Origin of the sequence: Salinicola corii (genome assembly GCF_008298015.1) — a bacterium.
GTDB classification, from domain to species: domain Bacteria; phylum Pseudomonadota; class Gammaproteobacteria; order Pseudomonadales; family Halomonadaceae; genus Salinicola; species Salinicola corii.
The window spans coordinates 19,268-36,097 of sequence record NZ_VTPX01000005.1 but is presented as its reverse complement, the minus strand read 5'-3'; the positions used below and the strand labels follow the sequence as shown (position 1 = coordinate 36,097).

Here is a 16,830-nt window from a genome sequence, read left to right as displayed (position 1 = left end):
ACGATGCCACCAACGGCGAGTCGACGGGGCTGGCGAATACCGGTGCGCGGGATGGGGCCAGGCCGGCTTGCCGCCGGGGAACCCTCGGATGGCATTGGCGTCTGAAGAGGGATTTTCTCCGATGCGGCCTGATCCGAGACGATCGGGTATGCTCTCAGTTCGACTGCCGACAGACAAAGGATGGGGTGTTCATGGATCGTAGAAGTGTGCTGAAAAGCGCGATTGCCCTGGCTGCCTGGTATGGGTTGCCTTCGGCGCCGCTGTTCGCGGCGGCGCGCGCCACCAGTGATATCGCCGATGGCGAGGCTTCTTCTTTCAGTTTCGAGTGGCTGCAGGGATTTGCCCGGGAGCTGGCCGCCAAGGCTTATCAGAGCACCGTCGAGCAGCTACCTCCGACCTTGGCCAACCTCACACCGCAGAAGTACAACGCCATCGGCTACGATCCCGCTCATTCGCTGTGGAACAGCATGAACGGTCCGCTCGATATCCAGTTCTTTCACGTTGGCATGGGATTCAACCAGCCGGTTCGGATGTACTCCATCGATCCGCAGACTCAGCAGGCCAAGGAGATCCATTTCCGGCCAGACCTGTTCGATTACTCCCGGGCCGACGTCGATGTCTCCCAGCTCGAGGGGCAGGGCGACCTCGGCTTCGCCGGTTTCCGCGTGTTCAAGGAGCCGTCGCTGACCGAGCGCGATATCGTCTCGTTTCTGGGAGCCAGCTACTTCCGTGCCGTCGATGACACCTATCAGTACGGTCTGTCCGCCCGCGGCGTGACGGTCAACACTTACAGCGACGGCAAGACCGAGGAGTTTCCGGCCTTTACCCGTTTCTGGTTCGAGACGCCCAAGCCCGGTGCGACGACCTTTACCGCCTATGCGCTGCTGGATGCCCCGAGCCTGGCCGGTGCCTATCGCTTCGTCATCCATTGCGAGGACGAGCGTGTAGTCATGGATATCGACAAGCATCTCTACCCGCGCAAGTCGATCGCCCAGCTCGGCATCACCCCGATGACCAGCATGTTCAGTTGCGGTACCCAGCAGCGCGACATGTGCCTGACCTTCCATCCGCAGATTCACGACTCCGACCGGCTGTCGATGTGGCTCGGCAACGGCGAATGGGTCTGCCGCCCCCTCAACAATCCGCCGCGGGTCCAGTTCAACACCTTCGGCGATGACAACCCCAGGGGCTTCGGGCTGCTGCAGACCGATCACGATTTCAGCCATTACGAAGACATCGTCGCCAACTACCACAAGCGTCCGAGTCTGTGGGTCGAGCCCAAGGGGCAGTGGGGCAAGGGCGAGATCCAGATGCTGGAGATCCCTACCACCGGCGAGACCATGGACAACGTGGTGGCGTTCTGGAAGCCCGAGAAGGCAATCGAGCCGGGGCAGGAACTCAATTATGGTTACAAGCTCTACTGGAGCGCGCAGCCGCCGGTGAAGCCCGACCTGGCCCGTGTACGCAAGACGTTCACCGGTATCGGCGGTTTCCCCGAGGGTTGGGCACCGGGCGAGCACTATCCGAAAGTCTGGGCCAAACGCATCGCGGTGGATTTCACCGGTGGCGAGCTCAAGCACTTCTACGATAATGGCATCGACATCAAGACCCAGCTCGATGTGCCGGAGGGCGACGTCAAGCAGCTCGACATCCTGTGGATCGAAGAGATTCAGGGTTTCCGCATACAGTTCGACTGGTATCCGACCAGTGATTCCACCGACCCGATCAATATGCGACTGAACCTCTCCGCCGACGGCAACACGGTGAGTGAAACCTGGCTCTTCCAGTACTTCCCGACTCCGCCGGACGAGCGGGAGTATCCGGCACATCCCGCGGCAGTCTAGGCCGGTCAACGAGTTGCAAGAAGAAAGCGGGGCGGCCTTGGGCCGCCCCGCTTTTTCAGAATTTCAGCGCCATTCTGATACCGGCTACCCTCGTGCAGCTCGCGGCTGATCGCCCGCCACTAGTACCCGAATCGCGTCGCCACGGGGCCGGTAATCTCTGCGATCATGGCCAGTTCCGCCTCATTGAACCCGGGTTGGTAATAGGTTGGCGCGTGCAGGCCGCTGGCGGCTTCGGCCAGCGTCTCGGGGTCGAGGGTCAGTTCGGCGTGATCGAAGACGGCCTGCAGCTTGTCATGGGGCTGGCCGCAGAGCGCTTCGTAACGCACGATCAGGCACGCCTTTTTCAACTCGGGATCGGCATCCAGCGTATCGGCGACGTGGGCGTAGATTGCTGCCCAGTAGCGAGCCCAACCCTCGACTTCGTTGTCGGATTCCCACAGCGTGGTAATGTGTCGGGTCTCCTCGTCGTTGCCCACGTTGATCGCCCGCCGGTCGAGGCCGAACTCGTAATGTCCCACCCGGCGCATGTGCTCCAGCGCTCGCGGTTCGCTGGTCTCGCCGGCGACGAACAGCTTCTGCTGCTTCATCAGCGAGGCGATGTGCCAGACCGGGTCGCGAATCACCAGGATGAATTTCGCCCGCGGATAGAGTCGGTGCAGATAGCCCAGTCGCACCAGGTTGTAGTTGCCCTTGGCGACGTAGCGCTGGCGCTCACGTATGGCAAGCAGCTTGCGCACGTGGTCGTCGTAGAAGCGCTCGAAGGCGGGATGCTCGGCATCGCGTCCTTTCACCGAGCTCTGGGTCGGGTCGTGGATATCGGGGAAGAAGGCCATCCACAGCATCTCCTCGAACGCCTCCGGGCTCTGCGATGTCACTTCGATACCGTCCTTGTGGGCGCGCTCCTGGGCTTGCTCCTGGGAATTGGGGACTCGAGCGAGCCAGCGGTTCCACCAGTAGGGCGTCAGCAGGGGAGGGAAGTCGACGTAGCGGTGGGTCGCGACGTCCGGGTGCGAGGCCAGGTGCTCGAGCAGAATCGTCGTGCCCGAGCGTGCCAGGCCGGCGACGTAGACGGGGCGGTCGACGCGCTTGTCGGCGATCGCATCCTGCACCGCTCGCGTTTCCAGATTGCCGAGCTTGATCCAGGTCCCGGGCTTGCGGTGAATCCAGCCACCCAGCCAGTGCATCCAGCCGGGGACCACGAAGCCCGGATCGCTGATGTCTCCGCTGGCGGCCGCGTCGTTTTTGGCGTTGCCTGCCCTGGCAGCTCGGGGCGTCGAATCGTCGGAATCAAAGTGGCTCATTCGATTTTCGCCCAGCGATAGGTGATGAGAGAGACGATCGTCATGATCGGAAAGAAGACCGCCAGCCAGTGGCGCATCCAGCCCGGCCCGAACGGAAGGTACTCGGGTTCCGGCAGATCGAAGACGATCCGCTCTATACCGCTTTCCGCGGACAGATAACCCAATGGGTTGGCGGCCAGCCAGTTCCACCATTGGCGTTGCTCGATCACCGGGATCGGCGCCGTCATGGCGACGTTGGCCAACTCGCTATCGCTGTCGTTGACGATCACGTGGGGAGCATCGTTCTGCTGGACCCACTGCGCGTCGTAGGTATCCGGCGTGACCTGCACGGTCGGTGTAGCGCCATCCGCCGGCATCGCGTGGGCGTAGTAGCTCTCCAGCCAGGTCAGGAGCGCCAGGAGGGGCAGGATCGAGACGAGCGTGGGCAGAAAGACCAGTCCGAGATGCTTGAAGGCGCTGAGGAACTGGTTGCGGATCAGGGGACCGGCGTCGCTGAACTCACCGTCGAACTCGTTGAGCCGCTGGCGTGCGGCGCGGGCCTCGCGTTTGGCGTTGCCGATCCTGCTTTGCGGCGATACCAGTCGATACAGGAACAGCGTGCCGATGCCGGCGATCGTCGCCCATACGATCAAGCGCACGGTCGCCGGCAGGAAAGACTCCATCCCGCCATCGATGGCGCCGAAGATCGGATCCGGCAGATTCAGTAAACCCATGTGTCCTCCTGACACGAGCCCGTCTTCGGCGCGTTGTCCGGCGCCGAAGAGAGTGGTGACGTTTCATGGCGAAGGGTTGCGCGCGTCGCGACCGATGATCGGGACGAGCCGGGAGGTCCCGACCCGTCACCCCGAATTCACGAGCGGTGGTCGGTTTGCGGCGTCTCGCGCTGCGCGTGTTCGACGCGGGTGGTGGTCGGCGGCGACTCGGGATCCTGAGCGGTGCGGGCCTGAGCCGTGGATGAATCGCCCGTCGAGGCCGCGGCGGCTTCGGCCTTGCGGCGGCGGCGCATGCGACGGATCGGCCACATGATGACGAAGAACAGAGCCATGCCGACGGCGGCGATGATGCCCCATAGGGCCGTGAGAAGGCTCAGGCCGGCGCCCGGGCCGACGTAGGCCTCGGCCGTGAGCGGCAGAATGGCGCCGACGGCCAGCACGCCCGTCGGCAGGAACTTGTCGTATCGCTTGGTCAAACGCGTCATGACGATCACCTCCCAGTGGTGTCGAGATCGGCGCGGAAATCCGCGTCGAGGTTTGCAATGGCGATGCGCTGGCCCGATGAGACCACGGGGACGTACTGCTCCTTGTCACCCCCGCGAGCGGGATTGATGAACTCCCAGGCGATCTCCCCCTGTGGAGTCGTCTCGAACAGCCGGCCGCCATCGGATTCAGTGATCAGCCGGTTGCCGTTGGGCAGCGTTTGCGCGGCACCGCGCAGGCCGCTGTCGAAGGGATGTTCATCATTGCCGCTATAGCTTGCGACAATCGCATCGTCGTTCGGGTTCACTTCCAGGATGCGGGTGCGATTGCCCCGCTCGAAATTGCCAAGGTTGTCGAACAGCGTGAAGTGGCCGTTGGGCTGGACACGGGCCGAATGCTGGCCCAGCCATGGCCCTTTCATGGCCCAGGTCATCTCCCCCGAGTCCGGATCGACCAGCGCCACGGCCCCGGGGTGCCGGAACGACAGCATGATCTGGCCGCTGCGGCCGTCGGCCGGCGCGAAATTGCGGGTCAGTTCGTCGTCCAGATACTGAACGCTGTTGGTGTGGAGTGGATCTTCCGTGGCGAAGCTCGGCACCGAGTAGAAGAGGCCGGCGAAAGGGGAGTCGATGAAGGCGTCGCCCAGCGACACCTTGCTGATCTCCTCGCCCGTCTCCCCGTCCAGCCTGACCAGGTAATCGTCGAGCCACGGGTAGGAGAGCGCCTGGAAGTCGGGCACCTTCCGCTGAGTGAACTCGTGGGTCAGCGTGATCACATCGCCGTCCGGGGTGATATCCAGGTCATGATGCGTACTGGCGTGATACTTCCAGATGACCCGTGAATCGGGATCGAGTTTGACGATGCCGTATCCCCACGGGGTGTCGTTGTCGGCGATGTACATGGCTACCAGATCGCCATTGGGCAGGAGTTTGGCCTTGCGCCAGTACATGCGATCGTCGGGGCGGGGGGCGCGGCCGGTCGGGCTGGTGTCCCAGACGTCGCTGTAGGGCAATTCCCAGCGGTGCACGACGTTTCCCCGCATGTCGACCAGGTTGGCGTAGGTGCCGTCCCCCGAGGTGTAGAGGGTCAGGCCCTCGTAGGCCTTGGCCGGATCGTCGATGGTGGTGCCTCTGTCGTCCCGACGGGCGTCGCGCCACAGGTCGGTATCGGTATAGAGGTCGTTGTCGGACTGCTGCGCGATGACGGCAACCGCCGCCTTGTGGGCATCGTCGAGATAGGTGTAGGGGAACGATTTCGTCAGAATGACGAAGGCGCCCCCGATGAAAGCCATGAAGGCAATCGCCACGCAGAAGATGGCGAAGCCGGCACGATCCGCATTGTGCATGTCGCCGTTCCTGAAGTTGCTGAATCAGCCCCTTCAATCACCCCGGAGTCTCCCGGCGTTCCACCGGTGAGCCATCCCCGCCGACGCTTCCTGCGCCGGTCGTTATCGTCAATCGAGCTTAAGGGGCCCGGGTCGAAAATGAATGAGGTTTTTTGTCAGCGGGTTTACCGATATTGGGGCGTTTGGTAACCGGCGGTGAGTCCGGTAACTCGCGGACTCGTCTCCCTGCCAGACCTGGCGGCGAGGGTACATCGCTCTGCTCGGATTTTTCTGGCGTTCAGTGACTGGGTCGATATCATCGTCGGCTTCGTCCGTCGGCAGCGTTCGATGGGCACCTTTCACGGTTCGAAAAGAGGCGATGCATGAATGCTGTGGTGCTGGCCATCCTGATCATGGTCACGTTGAGTCTGGCGCGGGTGTCGGTCGTGTTCGCGCTGATCGTTGCCGCCATCGCGGGCGGGCTTTATGCGGGCATGCCGCTCGATGCCATTCTGGAGGCCTTCAACGGCGGCCTGGGCAACGGGGCGACGGTAGCGATCTCCTATGCGGTGCTGGGGGCTTTCGCGGTAGCGCTCTCGCGTTCGGGTATCACCCAGGGTCTGGCCCGGCGCGCCGTCCAGCGATTCCATCTCGAGGGCGCCGGCGCTCGCCCGCGTCGCGTGGTACTGGCGCTGCTGGGCTGCCTGCTGCTGGCGGCGATCAGTTCGCAGAATCTGATTCCGGTGCATATCGCCTTCATTCCGATCCTGGTGCCGCCACTGCTAACGCTGATGAACCGGCTCGAACTCGATCGCCGCGCCGTGGCCTGTGTGATCACCTTCGGCATCACCGCCCCTTACATGCTGTTGCCGGTGGGATTCGGGGCCATCTTTCTCAACGACATCCTGCTCAACAACCTCAACACCAGCGGTGCGGAGTTGGGTCTTCAGGTCGAGGCGGCCCAGGTGCCGCTGGCCATGGCGATGCCGATTGGCGGCATGGCGGTGGGGTTGCTGGTAGCCGTGTTTTTCAGCTATCGCCGTCGACGACATTATGACGACCGGGCGCTGGTGGGGCAGCGAGATGACGAGCAGCCCGCGACGGACTTCGATGAAGACGCCGGTCTCCGTGGCTGGCAGAAGATCGTGCTGGCGGCGTCACTGGCCGGCACGGTGGTCGTTCAGCTGTTGACCGACTCGATGGTGCTGGGCGGACTGTTCGGTTTCGCGCTGCTGTCGGTCAGCGGGGTGTTTCGCTGGCGTGCGCAGGACGACGTCTTTACCGAAGGCATGCGGATGATGGCCCAGGTCGGTTTCATCATGATTGCGGCTGCGGGTTTCGCCGGGGTGATGCAGGCGACCGGCTCGGTGGATAGCCTGGTGACCAGCTCCGCGGCGATGATCGGCGATCACAAAGGGCTGGCCGCACTGATCATGCTGCTCGTGGGGCTGTTCATCACCATGGGCATCGGCTCGTCGTTTTCCACCATCCCGATCATCGCCTCGCTCTATGTGCCGCTGGCGCTGAGCTTCGGCTTCTCGCCGTTGGCGACGACCGCGCTGGTGGGAACGGCGGCCGCGCTGGGCGACGCCGGCTCGCCAGCCTCGGATTCCACGCTGGGCCCCACCGCCGGACTCAATGCCGACGGCCAGCATGACCATATCTGGGACAGCGTGGTACCTACCTTTCTGCACTACAACGTGCCGCTGCTGGTGTTCGGCTGGATCGCCGCGATGATCCTCTGACGTTTGGTGTGACGGCGCCGGCCCGCACCGATGCGAGCATCCAGGCTTCATAGGCTGCTAAGCTAGAGTCACCTTCATGACGCGTTAGGAAAGATGGATGAGTAAAAGCACCGACAAGAACTCCAAGTCTGCCAAAACCACCAAGACGACAAGGCGTGGTACCGCGCCGCTCAATGCGGACGCGATGACGTTTCTGGAGCGCTATCTCAACAATGCCTCGCCGACTGGCTACGAGTGGGAGGGCCAGAAGCTGTGGATGGAGTATCTGCGTCCTTACGTGGATGAATTCATCACCGATACCTATGGCACCGCCGTCGGCGTAATCAACCCGAATGCCGAGTACAAGGTGGTGATCGAAGGCCACGCCGACGAGATCTCCTGGTACGTCAATTACATCACCGACAACGGCCTGATCTACGTCATCCGCAATGGCGGCAGCGATCATCAGATCGCCCCCTCGAAGCGTGTCAATATCCATACCGACAACGGTATCGTCCAGGGGGTATTCGGCTGGCCGGCGATCCATACCCGCCGCCAGGGGCCGAAGGAAAAACCGCCCGAGCTCGACAATATCTTCATTGATGTCGGTGCCAGCTCGAAGGACGAGGTCGAGGCGCTGGGCGTTCACGTCGGCTGCGTGATCACCTATCCCGACGAATTCTTCGTACTCAACGGCGACAAGCTTGTCTGCCGCGCGATCGACAACCGCATCGGCGGTTTCATGATCGCGGAAGTGGCGCGGCTGCTGAAGGCGCGCAAGCAGAAGCTCGATTTCGGCCTGTATATCGTCAACGCGGTGCAGGAAGAAGTGGGCCTGCGCGGTGCGGAGATGATCGCCGAGCGTCTGAACCCCAACGTCGCCATCGTCACCGATGTCAGCCACGACACCTCGACGCCGATGATCGAACCCAAGCGCGAAGGGGCCAACAAGATCGGCGACGGCCCGGTGATCTGCTATGCCCCGGCGATCCAGAACAAGCTGCGCGAACGTCTGATCAAGGTCGCGACCGAGCAGAAAATCCCGTTTCAGCGCTTGCCACGTTCGCGAGCCACCGGCACCGATACCGATGCCTTCGCCTACAGCAATTCCGGCGTCGCCTCGGCGTTGATCTCGCTGCCGCTGCGTTACATGCACACCACCGTCGAGATGGTGCACAAGCAGGACGTCGAGAACGTGATCGAACTGATCTACCACACCTTGGTCGAAATCAAACCCGGCGAGACCTTCAGCTACTTCGATTGAGTCTCGTGACGCCGGCCCGGGCCCTATAGGGCTCGGGCCGGCTTTTCGCGCAACATGCACGAAAGTGCGCACGTCGTTGCGTCAACCGCTTCCAGGCAGCGATCGACTGGGGGCCGGCCTGAACTGAGTCCCGAGAAACCGCTTCCGGCCAGGCACTGCGTTTCCTGCCGGAAGTGGTTCGCTTCCTGTCCCGAACATGGTGCTTCTGTCGTCGGCGGGGCCGGGTCAAACCGAAGCGTGATACCGTCGTAGACCAAAGCCTAATTGCAATCGATGAATTGACTTGTCTGGTTTGGTATGCCAAAGATATTCCAGCGCGACGCCACAATACAACCAGTCGCTTCGATCCAGGAAACTGCCCCGAGCAGTCGCCGACAACAACAACTCAGGAGTCGAGCATGAAACCGACCCGTTCTCATCTCGCCGCGCTCTGCACGGCAGCCGTTCTCGGTGCCAATGCACTTGGCGCTCAAGCTGCAACCCAGCTGATGATCGTCACGCCCTGGCCGGAAGGAAATTTTCAGGTCAAGACGCTTAACCAGTTTGCCGAGGCGGTGAAGCAAGCGACCGATGGTGAAGTCGAGCTGGATATCCACTCCGGTGGCGATCTCGGCCTGAAAGGCCCGGAGCTGCTTTCGGCAGTGCGCGATGGCATCGTCCAGGGTGCCGACATGCTGCTGACGCAACAGGTCGGTGAAGCGCCACTGCTGGGCATCGAATCGGTACCGTATCTTACCCGTAATGCCGACGACGCGGCGTTGTTGCGAGACACTGCCTGGCCGTACTACGAGGCCATCGCCGCCGAGTACAACCAGAAGTTCCTCTACACCGTGCCCTGGCCGGGGCAGGGCGTCTTCACGCAGGCGCCGGTAGCGACCGTGGAGGATCTTCAGGGCGTCAAGCTGAGAACGGTCGACAAGAACGGCACCGAGTTCTTCAAGGCGCTGGGCGCGTCTCCGATACAGATGCCGTGGGGCGAGGTGGTTCCCGCGCTGGCCTCTGGTGCGATCGATGGCGTGACCACGTCGACGCCTTCCGGGGTCGATGGCAGCTTCTGGGAGTTCACCGACTACTTCAACAAGCTCGATTGGCAACTGGCGCCTGACGTCGTCTCCCTCAATCTCGATGTCTGGAACTCGCTGACGGACGAGCAGCAGCAAACGATAGAGTCGCTGGCGCAAGAAATGGAACCCGAGTTCCAGCAGATTTCTCAGGACGAGGACAAGCGCAACGCCCAGATTCTCGCCGATCACGGCATTCACATATCTGCCCCCAGCGATGAACTCTCCCGGCAGCTCACCGAGGCCGCGCAACCTCAGTGGCAACAATTTCGCGAATCGGCCGGCCCCCAGGCCGACGAGCTGATGACGCGCTATCTCGAGGCGCGCGACGCGAAATAACGCCACTTTCGTCATGACCGGCGGGGGGCGGTATTGCCGCCCGCCGGGGACGTCCGTTCTCTCTGGGGGTTTCGTCCCATGATCTCTCGTTTGTTGCGCCTGAGCGACCGCCTCACCTGGGCGGCTGCGGCGTTTTCCGCGCTGGCCATGGCGCTGCTGTTCATTCTGATGCTGGCGGAAATCGTCTCCCGGAACCTGTTGGGTAAAAGCCTTGGGTTCACCTGGGAAGTCAGCGGCTATCTGCTCGGTCTGATCATCTTCATGGCGAGCAGTTGGACGCTGCGTACCGACAAGCACATTCGAATTACTCTGCTGCGCGAGCACTTGCCGAACGGCGGCATGCGCTGGCTGGATCTGCTGGCGACGCTCATCGGCGTGGTCATCGTCGGCTTTTTCACCGCGGCGTTCGTCGGCTTCTGTCTGCAGACCTGGCACAGCGGCACGGTTTCCAGCACGCCGCAGCAAATTCCGTTGATCTATCCGCGCGCGCTGATGGCGTTGGGGCTGGTCGTCTTCACGCTGACACTGATCGTGCGGGCGCTGGTGCTGATCGCTGCCCCCGGATTGTTGGAGCACACCCCCGAGGATTCGGCGATGCCGATGGAAGGTGAGCCATGACCGCGATCATGTTGACAGCGTTCACACTGCTGGTGGCGCTGCTGGCCAGTGGTGTCTGGGTCGGGCTCGGGCTGGCGGGCGTCGGGATCGTTTCGCTGGAGACGTTTCGTGGCTTCATGCCGGTGGAGAAACTGCTCGCGCAGACGGTCTGGAACGCCGCCACCAGTGCAGAGCTGGTGGCGCTGCCGCTGTTCATCCTGATGGGAGAACTGCTGTTTCGAAGTCGCCTCACGCAACTGCTGTTCGATGGGTTGGCTCCTTGGGTCGATCGTATTCCCGGCCGGCTTTTACACACCAACGTGCTGGGCTGCACGCTGTTCGCGGCGATCTCCGGCTCCTCCGCGGCAACCACGGCGACGGTCGGCCGCATCACCTCGAACGAGCTGATGCGGCGTGGCTACGATGCGCGTATCGCGGCTGGGTCATTGGCGGGAGCGGGGACGCTCGGCTTTCTGATCCCGCCCAGTACCATCATGATCATTTACGGCGTGCTGGCGCAGGTGTCGATCCTCAAGATGTTCATCGCGGGGATCGTGCCGGGTCTGCTGCTGGCCTTGGCGTTCATGAGTTATCTGGGAGTCTACGCGCTGTCTCGCCCAGGCCAGTTGCCGCCGCGGCAGCGCGGTCTCGAATGGCAGGACTACTTGCGGGCTCTGACCCAGCTGGGTCCGGTGGCGCTGCTGATCGCGTTTGTCATCGGCAGCATGCTCACCGGTATGGCAACGCCGACCGAGGCGGGTGCCGTCGGGGTACTGGGCGCGCTGATCGTCTGCGTGCTGCAGCGCTGCCTGAATTGGAAAAGTCTGTGGAGCGCGCTGATGGGCGCGGCCCAGATCACCTCGATGATCGGTCTGATCATCGTCGGTGCCATGTTTCTGTCTGTGGCCATGGGTTTTCTCAACGTGCCGCGCACCATCGCCGATGCGATCGGCTCGCTGGGGCTGTCCCCGCTGGCGCTGGTGGCGATGCTGCTGGTCTTCTACGTGGTGCTGGGCATGCTGCTCGAAGGCATGTCGATCATCGTCATGACGCTGCCGATCACGCTGCCGCTGATCATTCAGGCGGGATTCGATCCGATCTGGTTTGGCGTGTTTCTGGTACTGGTGGTGGAGATGGCGCAGATTACACCGCCGGTCGGCTTCAACCTGTTCGTGATCAACGGTATCACGGGGATGAAGATTGGCCAGATTGCACGAGCCGTGCTGCCATTCTTCCTGATCATGGTCGCGTTCACGCTGCTGCTGGCCTTGGTGCCGGAGATCGTGACGTGGTTGCCGGATCATCTACAGACACGCGGTTGAGAACAGATCTTCGATTGCGCTAACAACGAGCTGAAATCGTGACGCCAACCTATCAAATCGTTCCGCTGGCCGATCAGGGCGTGTTGATCGACTGTGGCGAAACCATCGACATCGAGATCAACCGCTGGATCGACGCGGCGGCGCGCGCCGTGCGTGTCGCCGGAATCGACGGGATCACCGGCATCGTGCCGACTTACCGCTCGCTGGCGATCGAGTACGACAGCGTGATGGTCACCCAGCGCGAGCTGATATCCCGGCTCGGACAACTCGTCGGCGCGTTGCGCGTGAGCCATCGGCGCTGCCGGCGTTGGCGGATTCCGGTGACCTATGGTGGCGAATTCGGCATCGACTTCGACGATTTCGCGCGGCGTCACGGTCTCGACCGCGAGGCACTCATCGCGCTGCACACGGCGCCGGATTACCGCATCTTCATGATTGGCTTCATGCCCGGCTTCGCTTATCTGGGGGGCCTGAATGCCCGCCTCCACACACCGCGCCGCGACTCACCCCGCACGCAAACGCCCGCCGGCAGTGTCAGCGTCGGCGGACAGCAGACAGCCGTCTCTTCCGTCGAAGCGCCAAGCGGCTGGCATCTTCTGGGCCGCACCCCGGTTCGTACCTTCGCTCCAGAGCGGCAGACCCCGGTACTCATGGAAGCGGGGGACAGTATCCGCTTCGAACCCATCGACAGTGAGCGCTTCACGGCACTTCGGAACGACCGCGACTGGCTGCCCGAGTGGGAGTGGATCGATGACGGCAGGCCGAGCCCATGAGTGACGATCGCGATAATACTGACGTGGCGTTTCGGGTCGCGTCACCCGGGATGATGACCACATTGCAGGACGGCGGGCGCCATGGTCAGGGGCACCTGGGCGTACCCCCGTCGGGAGCGCTCGATACCATGAGCCTGGGGCTGGCCAACGCGCTGGTAGGCAACGTTTCGGAGGACGCCCTCCAGGCGTTCGGTGCGCTGGAGATCACCTTGATGGGGCCGCGATTGCGGCTCGTGGGTGGCGACTGCGTGGTCGCGATCACCGGGGACGCGGAAATCACGGTCAACGATCGCCCTGTCGAAACGTTTCGAGCGCTAGCACTGCGCGAGGGTGACGAGTTGCAGATCCACCGCGTGCTCTCCGGCGCCAGAGCCTATCTGGCGGTGGGCGGTGGCTTTGCCGCGACGCCGTTCCTCGGTAGCGTATCGACGTTGGCGCGGGCCGGTGTCGGCGGCTTCGATGGCCGCGCTCTAAGGGCCGGTGATCGGCTGCCGCTACGTAACGCTGCCCGCGGTCAGGAGTGTGCGGGGCGGGTGGGGGAGCCGCATCTTCCTCAACGTGAAAAGCGGCCGATTCGCGTCGGGCTCGGCCCCCAGTCAGACTTCTTCAGCCGTGCCAAGATCGCCCGCTTCTTCTCGGCCGAGTGGACGATCTCTACACTCGCTGATCGCATGGGCTATCGCCTGACGGGCCCCGTGCTCGCCAGCGCTCGTGGTCATAATATCGTCTCCGATGCGCTGATGACTGGCAGTGTTCAGATTCCCGGCGACGGTCAACCGATCATTGCCATGAACGATCGTGGCACGACCGGCGGTTATCCCAAGATTGCCACGGTGATTCGGGCGGATATGGCCCGGCTCGGCCAGATGAAACCGGGAGATCGGCTACGGTTCGAAGCGATCGATCCCGCTCATGCCGAACACTTGTGGCGCGGACGGCAGGAGGCATTTCGAGCCTACTTGGCGCGACTTGCGATCTGAGTTACGTATACTCGAACCTCAACGACGTTAACCATTCACTGGCAGGGAATCGCGGCAATGCAAACGCTGGATATCGACCGCATACTGCAGGGAACGCGCATACAGAGTCTGGCGGGGCAAGCGTATCAGCAGCTGTTCGAGATGATCCAGCTAGGGCGTCTGCCTGCCGGCACGCTACTCCAGGAGCGCAGTCTGGCGGAGGCGCTGAACATTTCTCGTACACCGGTGCGAGAAGCGCTGAGCCGGCTGGAGCACGAGGGCTTTGCGATCCGCGTGGCGCGAGGCCAACTGGCGGTCAAGGCGCCGTCGATTCATGAGTACATGGAGATATTGCGCGTGCGTGCGCTGCTCGAAGGCGAATCGGCCTGGCACGCCGCACAACGCCTTGGAACCGAAGCCATCGAGGTGCTCACGCAGCAAGTGACGGCGCTGCTGGAAACGCCGGCCGAGGCGCGTACCTCGGAGCAGTTGCATCGTGTCGACGACGCGCTGCACAACGGCATTGCCCTGGCCAGTGACAATCAGTTGCTCGCCCGGATGGTCGCCGACCTGCGCCTGAAGACACGGGTATTCGATCTGGCGCAGGTACCCGAGCGCTTCGAGCCAGGTTGTCGCGAACACCTCGCCATTCTCGACCGGCTGCACGAGCGAGATGGTCAGGGCGCCAGGAAGGCGATGGAGACGCACATCGATAATGTGCGGCAGAGCATCATCAATCGCCTGGCGCATATCTGAACCGAGTGCATATCTGAACCGAATAGTGGCGCCGACACCAACAGTCACTCCTGAACCAACGCCACGAGCAGGCGTACGCCCTCGGCGAAATCCTCCAGTCGCATCGCTTCGTTCGGGTTGTGGCTGCCGTTCTGGTTACGAACGAACAGCATCTGCGCAGGCACGCCGGCATTGGCGAAGGTGGCGGCGTCGTGGCCGGCGCCGCTCGGCAGCGTCATGTGCGCCAGATCGATTGCCTCGGCCAGAATCTGGCAGCGTTCGGTCAAGGCTGGGCTCATGGGCGCCGGGGTGCTGCCAGTTCGGACGCCGAAGTCGAAGCGCACGCCGCGCTCGGCTTCAAGATGCCTGGCGCTGGCGAACAGCCGATGCTCCAGGCGTTCGAGGGTTTGCGGGCATTCGCTGCGGACATCGAGACAGAAGCCGATCTCGCCGGGAATCTTGCTGAACGCATGCTGATCCGGTGGCGTCGCGATCTGGCCCACGGTGACGGTCGCCGAGAAGCCCTCGGCTTCCAGCTCGCTCCACTCGTGTTCCAGCGCTGTCGCCAGCGCGCAGAATGCCATCAGTGCGTCATGGCGATGCGTCCTGGCAACGGCGCCGGAGTGTCCCCACTCGCCGAGACAGCGCGCCTGGCGATAGCGGAAACTACCTGCAATGCCGGTGACGATACCGATGGGGATTCCGGCGTGTTCGAGCGTCGGTCCCTGTTCGATATGCAACTCGAGCATGGCATGAAGCCTGTCGAGATCGAGCCAGGCATCGCCCGCCGCCACGGCCTCGGGATCGCCACCGCAGTCGCGCAGGTGTTCGGCCAGCGAACGTCCGGTATCCGCTCGCGGTAATGATAGCGTCGTTGTATCGAGACGACCCAGAGCGGCGCGGCTACCGATGTAGGAGGCCGGAAACCAGGTGCTCTCCTCGGCGCGAAAGGCCGCGACGATCATGTCTCGCCGGGGCGTGATGCCGGTCGCTTTGAGTCTGGAGACGACCGTCAGCCCGGCGATCACACCGGCGGCGCCATCATAGTTGCCGCCTTGAGGCACGGAGTCGAGATGCGAGCCGATCAGCCACGCAGGTAGCGTCGGATCGCTGCCGGGGAGACGTGCGAAGTGATTGCCGGCGGCATCCTGGTGAAGTTCGAGCCCCAACGACTTCGCGGCTTCGATGAACCGTTCATGAGCGCGCTGTTCGCCGGGCCCGTACGCATCGCGCGTGATTCCGACCTCGTCGGCATAGGGCGCGGCCAGATCGGCAAACAGCCGTTCGGCCAGTGCCATATCGGCAACGTCCACAGAGATCGGTGTCTGTTTCATGGGACGCTTCGGCCGTTGGGAGCGCCGTGGTTCGGAAGATCGTCTCGGCTCATGAGTTCACCTTGGTGGTCCATGCCGCGGGGTTGAGCACCTGAGCCGGGGTCTGTCCACGGCTGACATCGATGATATGCCTAGCCACGGCACGCGCCGTGCGCGACATGCTGGCGGCGGTGGAACCGCCGTTGTGAGGCGAGACCACCACACTGTCGAGCGTCAGCAGCGGATGATCGTAAGGCATCGGCTCTTGGGCAAAGACATCCAACCCGGCCCCGGCCAGCCGGCCTTCGGCCAGAGCTTCGGCCAGGGCGGTCTCGTCGACCGTGCCACCGCGCCCGGTATTGATCAATAGCGCCGAGGGTTTCATCCGAGCCAGCGCCTCGCGCCCGATCAGGTTGCGGGTTCTTTCGTTGAGGCCGACGTGCACCGAGACGACATCCGCGCGAGTCAGTAGCGCTTCCAGAGAGTCGACTCGCTCGGCATCGACGTCGGCGAGCGCAGCGTCCGGCGCGTTGGGGGAGTAGGTGATCACGCGCATGCCCAGACCCTTGGCCATTCGCGCGGCACGTCGGCCGATATTGCCGAAACCGACCACGCCGAACGTCAGTCCGGCCAGCTCGATCATCGGTACGCTGTACTTGAACGCGAAGAAATCGCCTTCGCGCACGGTTCGATCGGCCAGCGGGACACGTCTGGCAACGGCGAACATCAGCGCGATGGCTTGCTCGGCGACGGCCTGGGCATTGCTTCCGGGCGTGTTGGCGACGATTACGCCGTGATCGGTGGCGGCGGCGATGTCGATCGCGTTGACCCCGACACCATGCACGCCGATAACGCCGAGTCTCGGCGCCTGGTCTAGCATCGCGCGGTTGACCTCGGCGCCACGCACGATCAGCGCATCGGCGTCACCCAGGATCGCGCTCAGCGTCGCCGGATCAGCGGCGGGTGCATCGATCACGGAAATACCCGCTTCGTGCAGTAGCTCGATACCATCTCGATGGATGGGCTGGGCGATGAGGCAAGTAAAGGCGGTCAAGCGAAACTCCTCGAATTGTTATTG

General features: G+C 63.0%; 15 protein-coding genes. 9 read left to right on the top strand and 6 right to left on the bottom strand.

Going from position 1 to position 16,830, the window contains the following annotated elements; translation table 11 throughout:
- Positions 1-191: 191 nt before the first annotated feature.
- Entirely contained in the window at positions 192-1,844 is a 1,653-nt protein-coding gene (locus F0A16_RS10465) for an OpgD/OpgG family glucan biosynthesis protein (protein WP_149435349.1), read from the top strand.
- 119 nt (positions 1,845-1,963) lie between these two features.
- Here F0A16_RS10465 and F0A16_RS10460 read toward each other — a convergent pair whose 3' ends face one another.
- The 4 genes from F0A16_RS10460 to F0A16_RS10445 all read right to left on the bottom strand — a co-directional run bounded on the left by F0A16_RS10460 (position 1,964) and on the right by F0A16_RS10445 (position 5,686).
- Positions 1,964-3,145 (bottom strand): sulfotransferase family protein, encoded by a 1,182-nt coding sequence (locus tag F0A16_RS10460; protein ID WP_223119762.1) that lies wholly within the window; start codon positions 3,143-3,145, stop codon positions 1,964-1,966.
- A complete protein-coding gene (locus F0A16_RS10455) occupies positions 3,142-3,858 on the bottom strand; it encodes a hypothetical protein (RefSeq protein WP_149435348.1) in 717 nt (238 codons plus the stop codon). Before F0A16_RS10455 ends, F0A16_RS10460 begins: the two co-directional genes overlap by 4 nt.
- Positions 3,859-3,995: 137 nt before the next feature.
- Positions 3,996-4,343, bottom strand: coding sequence for a hypothetical protein (locus F0A16_RS21710; RefSeq protein WP_187775975.1), 348 nt, complete (start codon positions 4,341-4,343; stop codon positions 3,996-3,998).
- A 5-nt stretch (positions 4,344-4,348) separates the two neighbouring features.
- Positions 4,349-5,686 carry an arylsulfotransferase family protein gene (locus F0A16_RS10445; protein ID WP_149435347.1) on the bottom strand — a complete coding sequence of 446 codons (1,338 nt, stop codon included), beginning with the start codon at positions 5,684-5,686 and terminating at the stop codon, positions 4,349-4,351.
- Between the two features lie 362 nt (positions 5,687-6,048).
- On the opposite strand from F0A16_RS10445, the gene F0A16_RS10440 reads away from it, so the two are divergent.
- The 8 genes from F0A16_RS10440 to F0A16_RS10405 all read left to right on the top strand — a co-directional run bounded on the left by F0A16_RS10440 (position 6,049) and on the right by F0A16_RS10405 (position 14,460).
- Complete coding sequence (locus F0A16_RS10440) at positions 6,049-7,410, top strand: Na+/H+ antiporter family protein (RefSeq protein WP_149435346.1); 1,362 nt, start codon at positions 6,049-6,051, stop codon at positions 7,408-7,410.
- 97 nt (positions 7,411-7,507) lie between these two features.
- On the top strand, positions 7,508-8,653 hold the full coding sequence (locus F0A16_RS10435; RefSeq protein WP_223119761.1) for a M42 family metallopeptidase: 1,146 nt from the start codon (positions 7,508-7,510) through the stop codon (positions 8,651-8,653).
- 398 nt (positions 8,654-9,051) lie between these two features.
- Positions 9,052-10,053, top strand: coding sequence for a TRAP transporter substrate-binding protein (locus F0A16_RS10430; protein WP_149435345.1), 1,002 nt, complete (start codon positions 9,052-9,054; stop codon positions 10,051-10,053).
- 78 nt (positions 10,054-10,131) lie between these two features.
- Positions 10,132-10,671: a TRAP transporter small permease subunit gene (locus tag F0A16_RS10425; protein ID WP_149435344.1), complete on the top strand. Its 540-nt coding sequence runs from the start codon at positions 10,132-10,134 to the stop codon at positions 10,669-10,671.
- A complete protein-coding gene (locus F0A16_RS10420; protein WP_149435343.1) occupies positions 10,668-11,972 on the top strand; it encodes a TRAP transporter large permease in 1,305 nt (434 codons plus the stop codon). Before F0A16_RS10425 ends, F0A16_RS10420 begins: the two co-directional genes overlap by 4 nt.
- Before the next feature lie 38 nt (positions 11,973-12,010).
- Complete coding sequence (gene pxpB, locus F0A16_RS10415; RefSeq protein WP_223119760.1) at positions 12,011-12,745, top strand: 5-oxoprolinase subunit PxpB; 735 nt, start codon at positions 12,011-12,013, stop codon at positions 12,743-12,745.
- Positions 12,742-13,725, top strand: coding sequence for a 5-oxoprolinase subunit C family protein (locus F0A16_RS10410; RefSeq protein ID WP_149435341.1), 984 nt, complete (start codon positions 12,742-12,744; stop codon positions 13,723-13,725). The genes pxpB and F0A16_RS10410 overlap by 4 nt, the downstream gene beginning before the upstream one ends.
- A gap of 57 nt (positions 13,726-13,782) precedes the next feature.
- A complete protein-coding gene (locus F0A16_RS10405) occupies positions 13,783-14,460 on the top strand; it encodes a GntR family transcriptional regulator (protein WP_149435340.1) in 678 nt (225 codons plus the stop codon).
- A gap of 44 nt (positions 14,461-14,504) precedes the next feature.
- Here F0A16_RS10405 and F0A16_RS10400 read toward each other — a convergent pair whose 3' ends face one another.
- Both F0A16_RS10400 and F0A16_RS10395 read right to left on the bottom strand, forming a co-directional pair.
- Positions 14,505-15,773, bottom strand: a complete 1,269-nt coding sequence (locus F0A16_RS10400) for a Zn-dependent hydrolase (protein ID WP_187775974.1) — start codon at positions 15,771-15,773, stop codon at positions 14,505-14,507.
- A 49-nt stretch (positions 15,774-15,822) separates the two neighbouring features.
- A complete protein-coding gene (locus tag F0A16_RS10395) occupies positions 15,823-16,806 on the bottom strand; it encodes a hydroxyacid dehydrogenase (protein WP_149435339.1) in 984 nt (327 codons plus the stop codon).
- Positions 16,807-16,830: the final 24 nt, after the last annotated feature.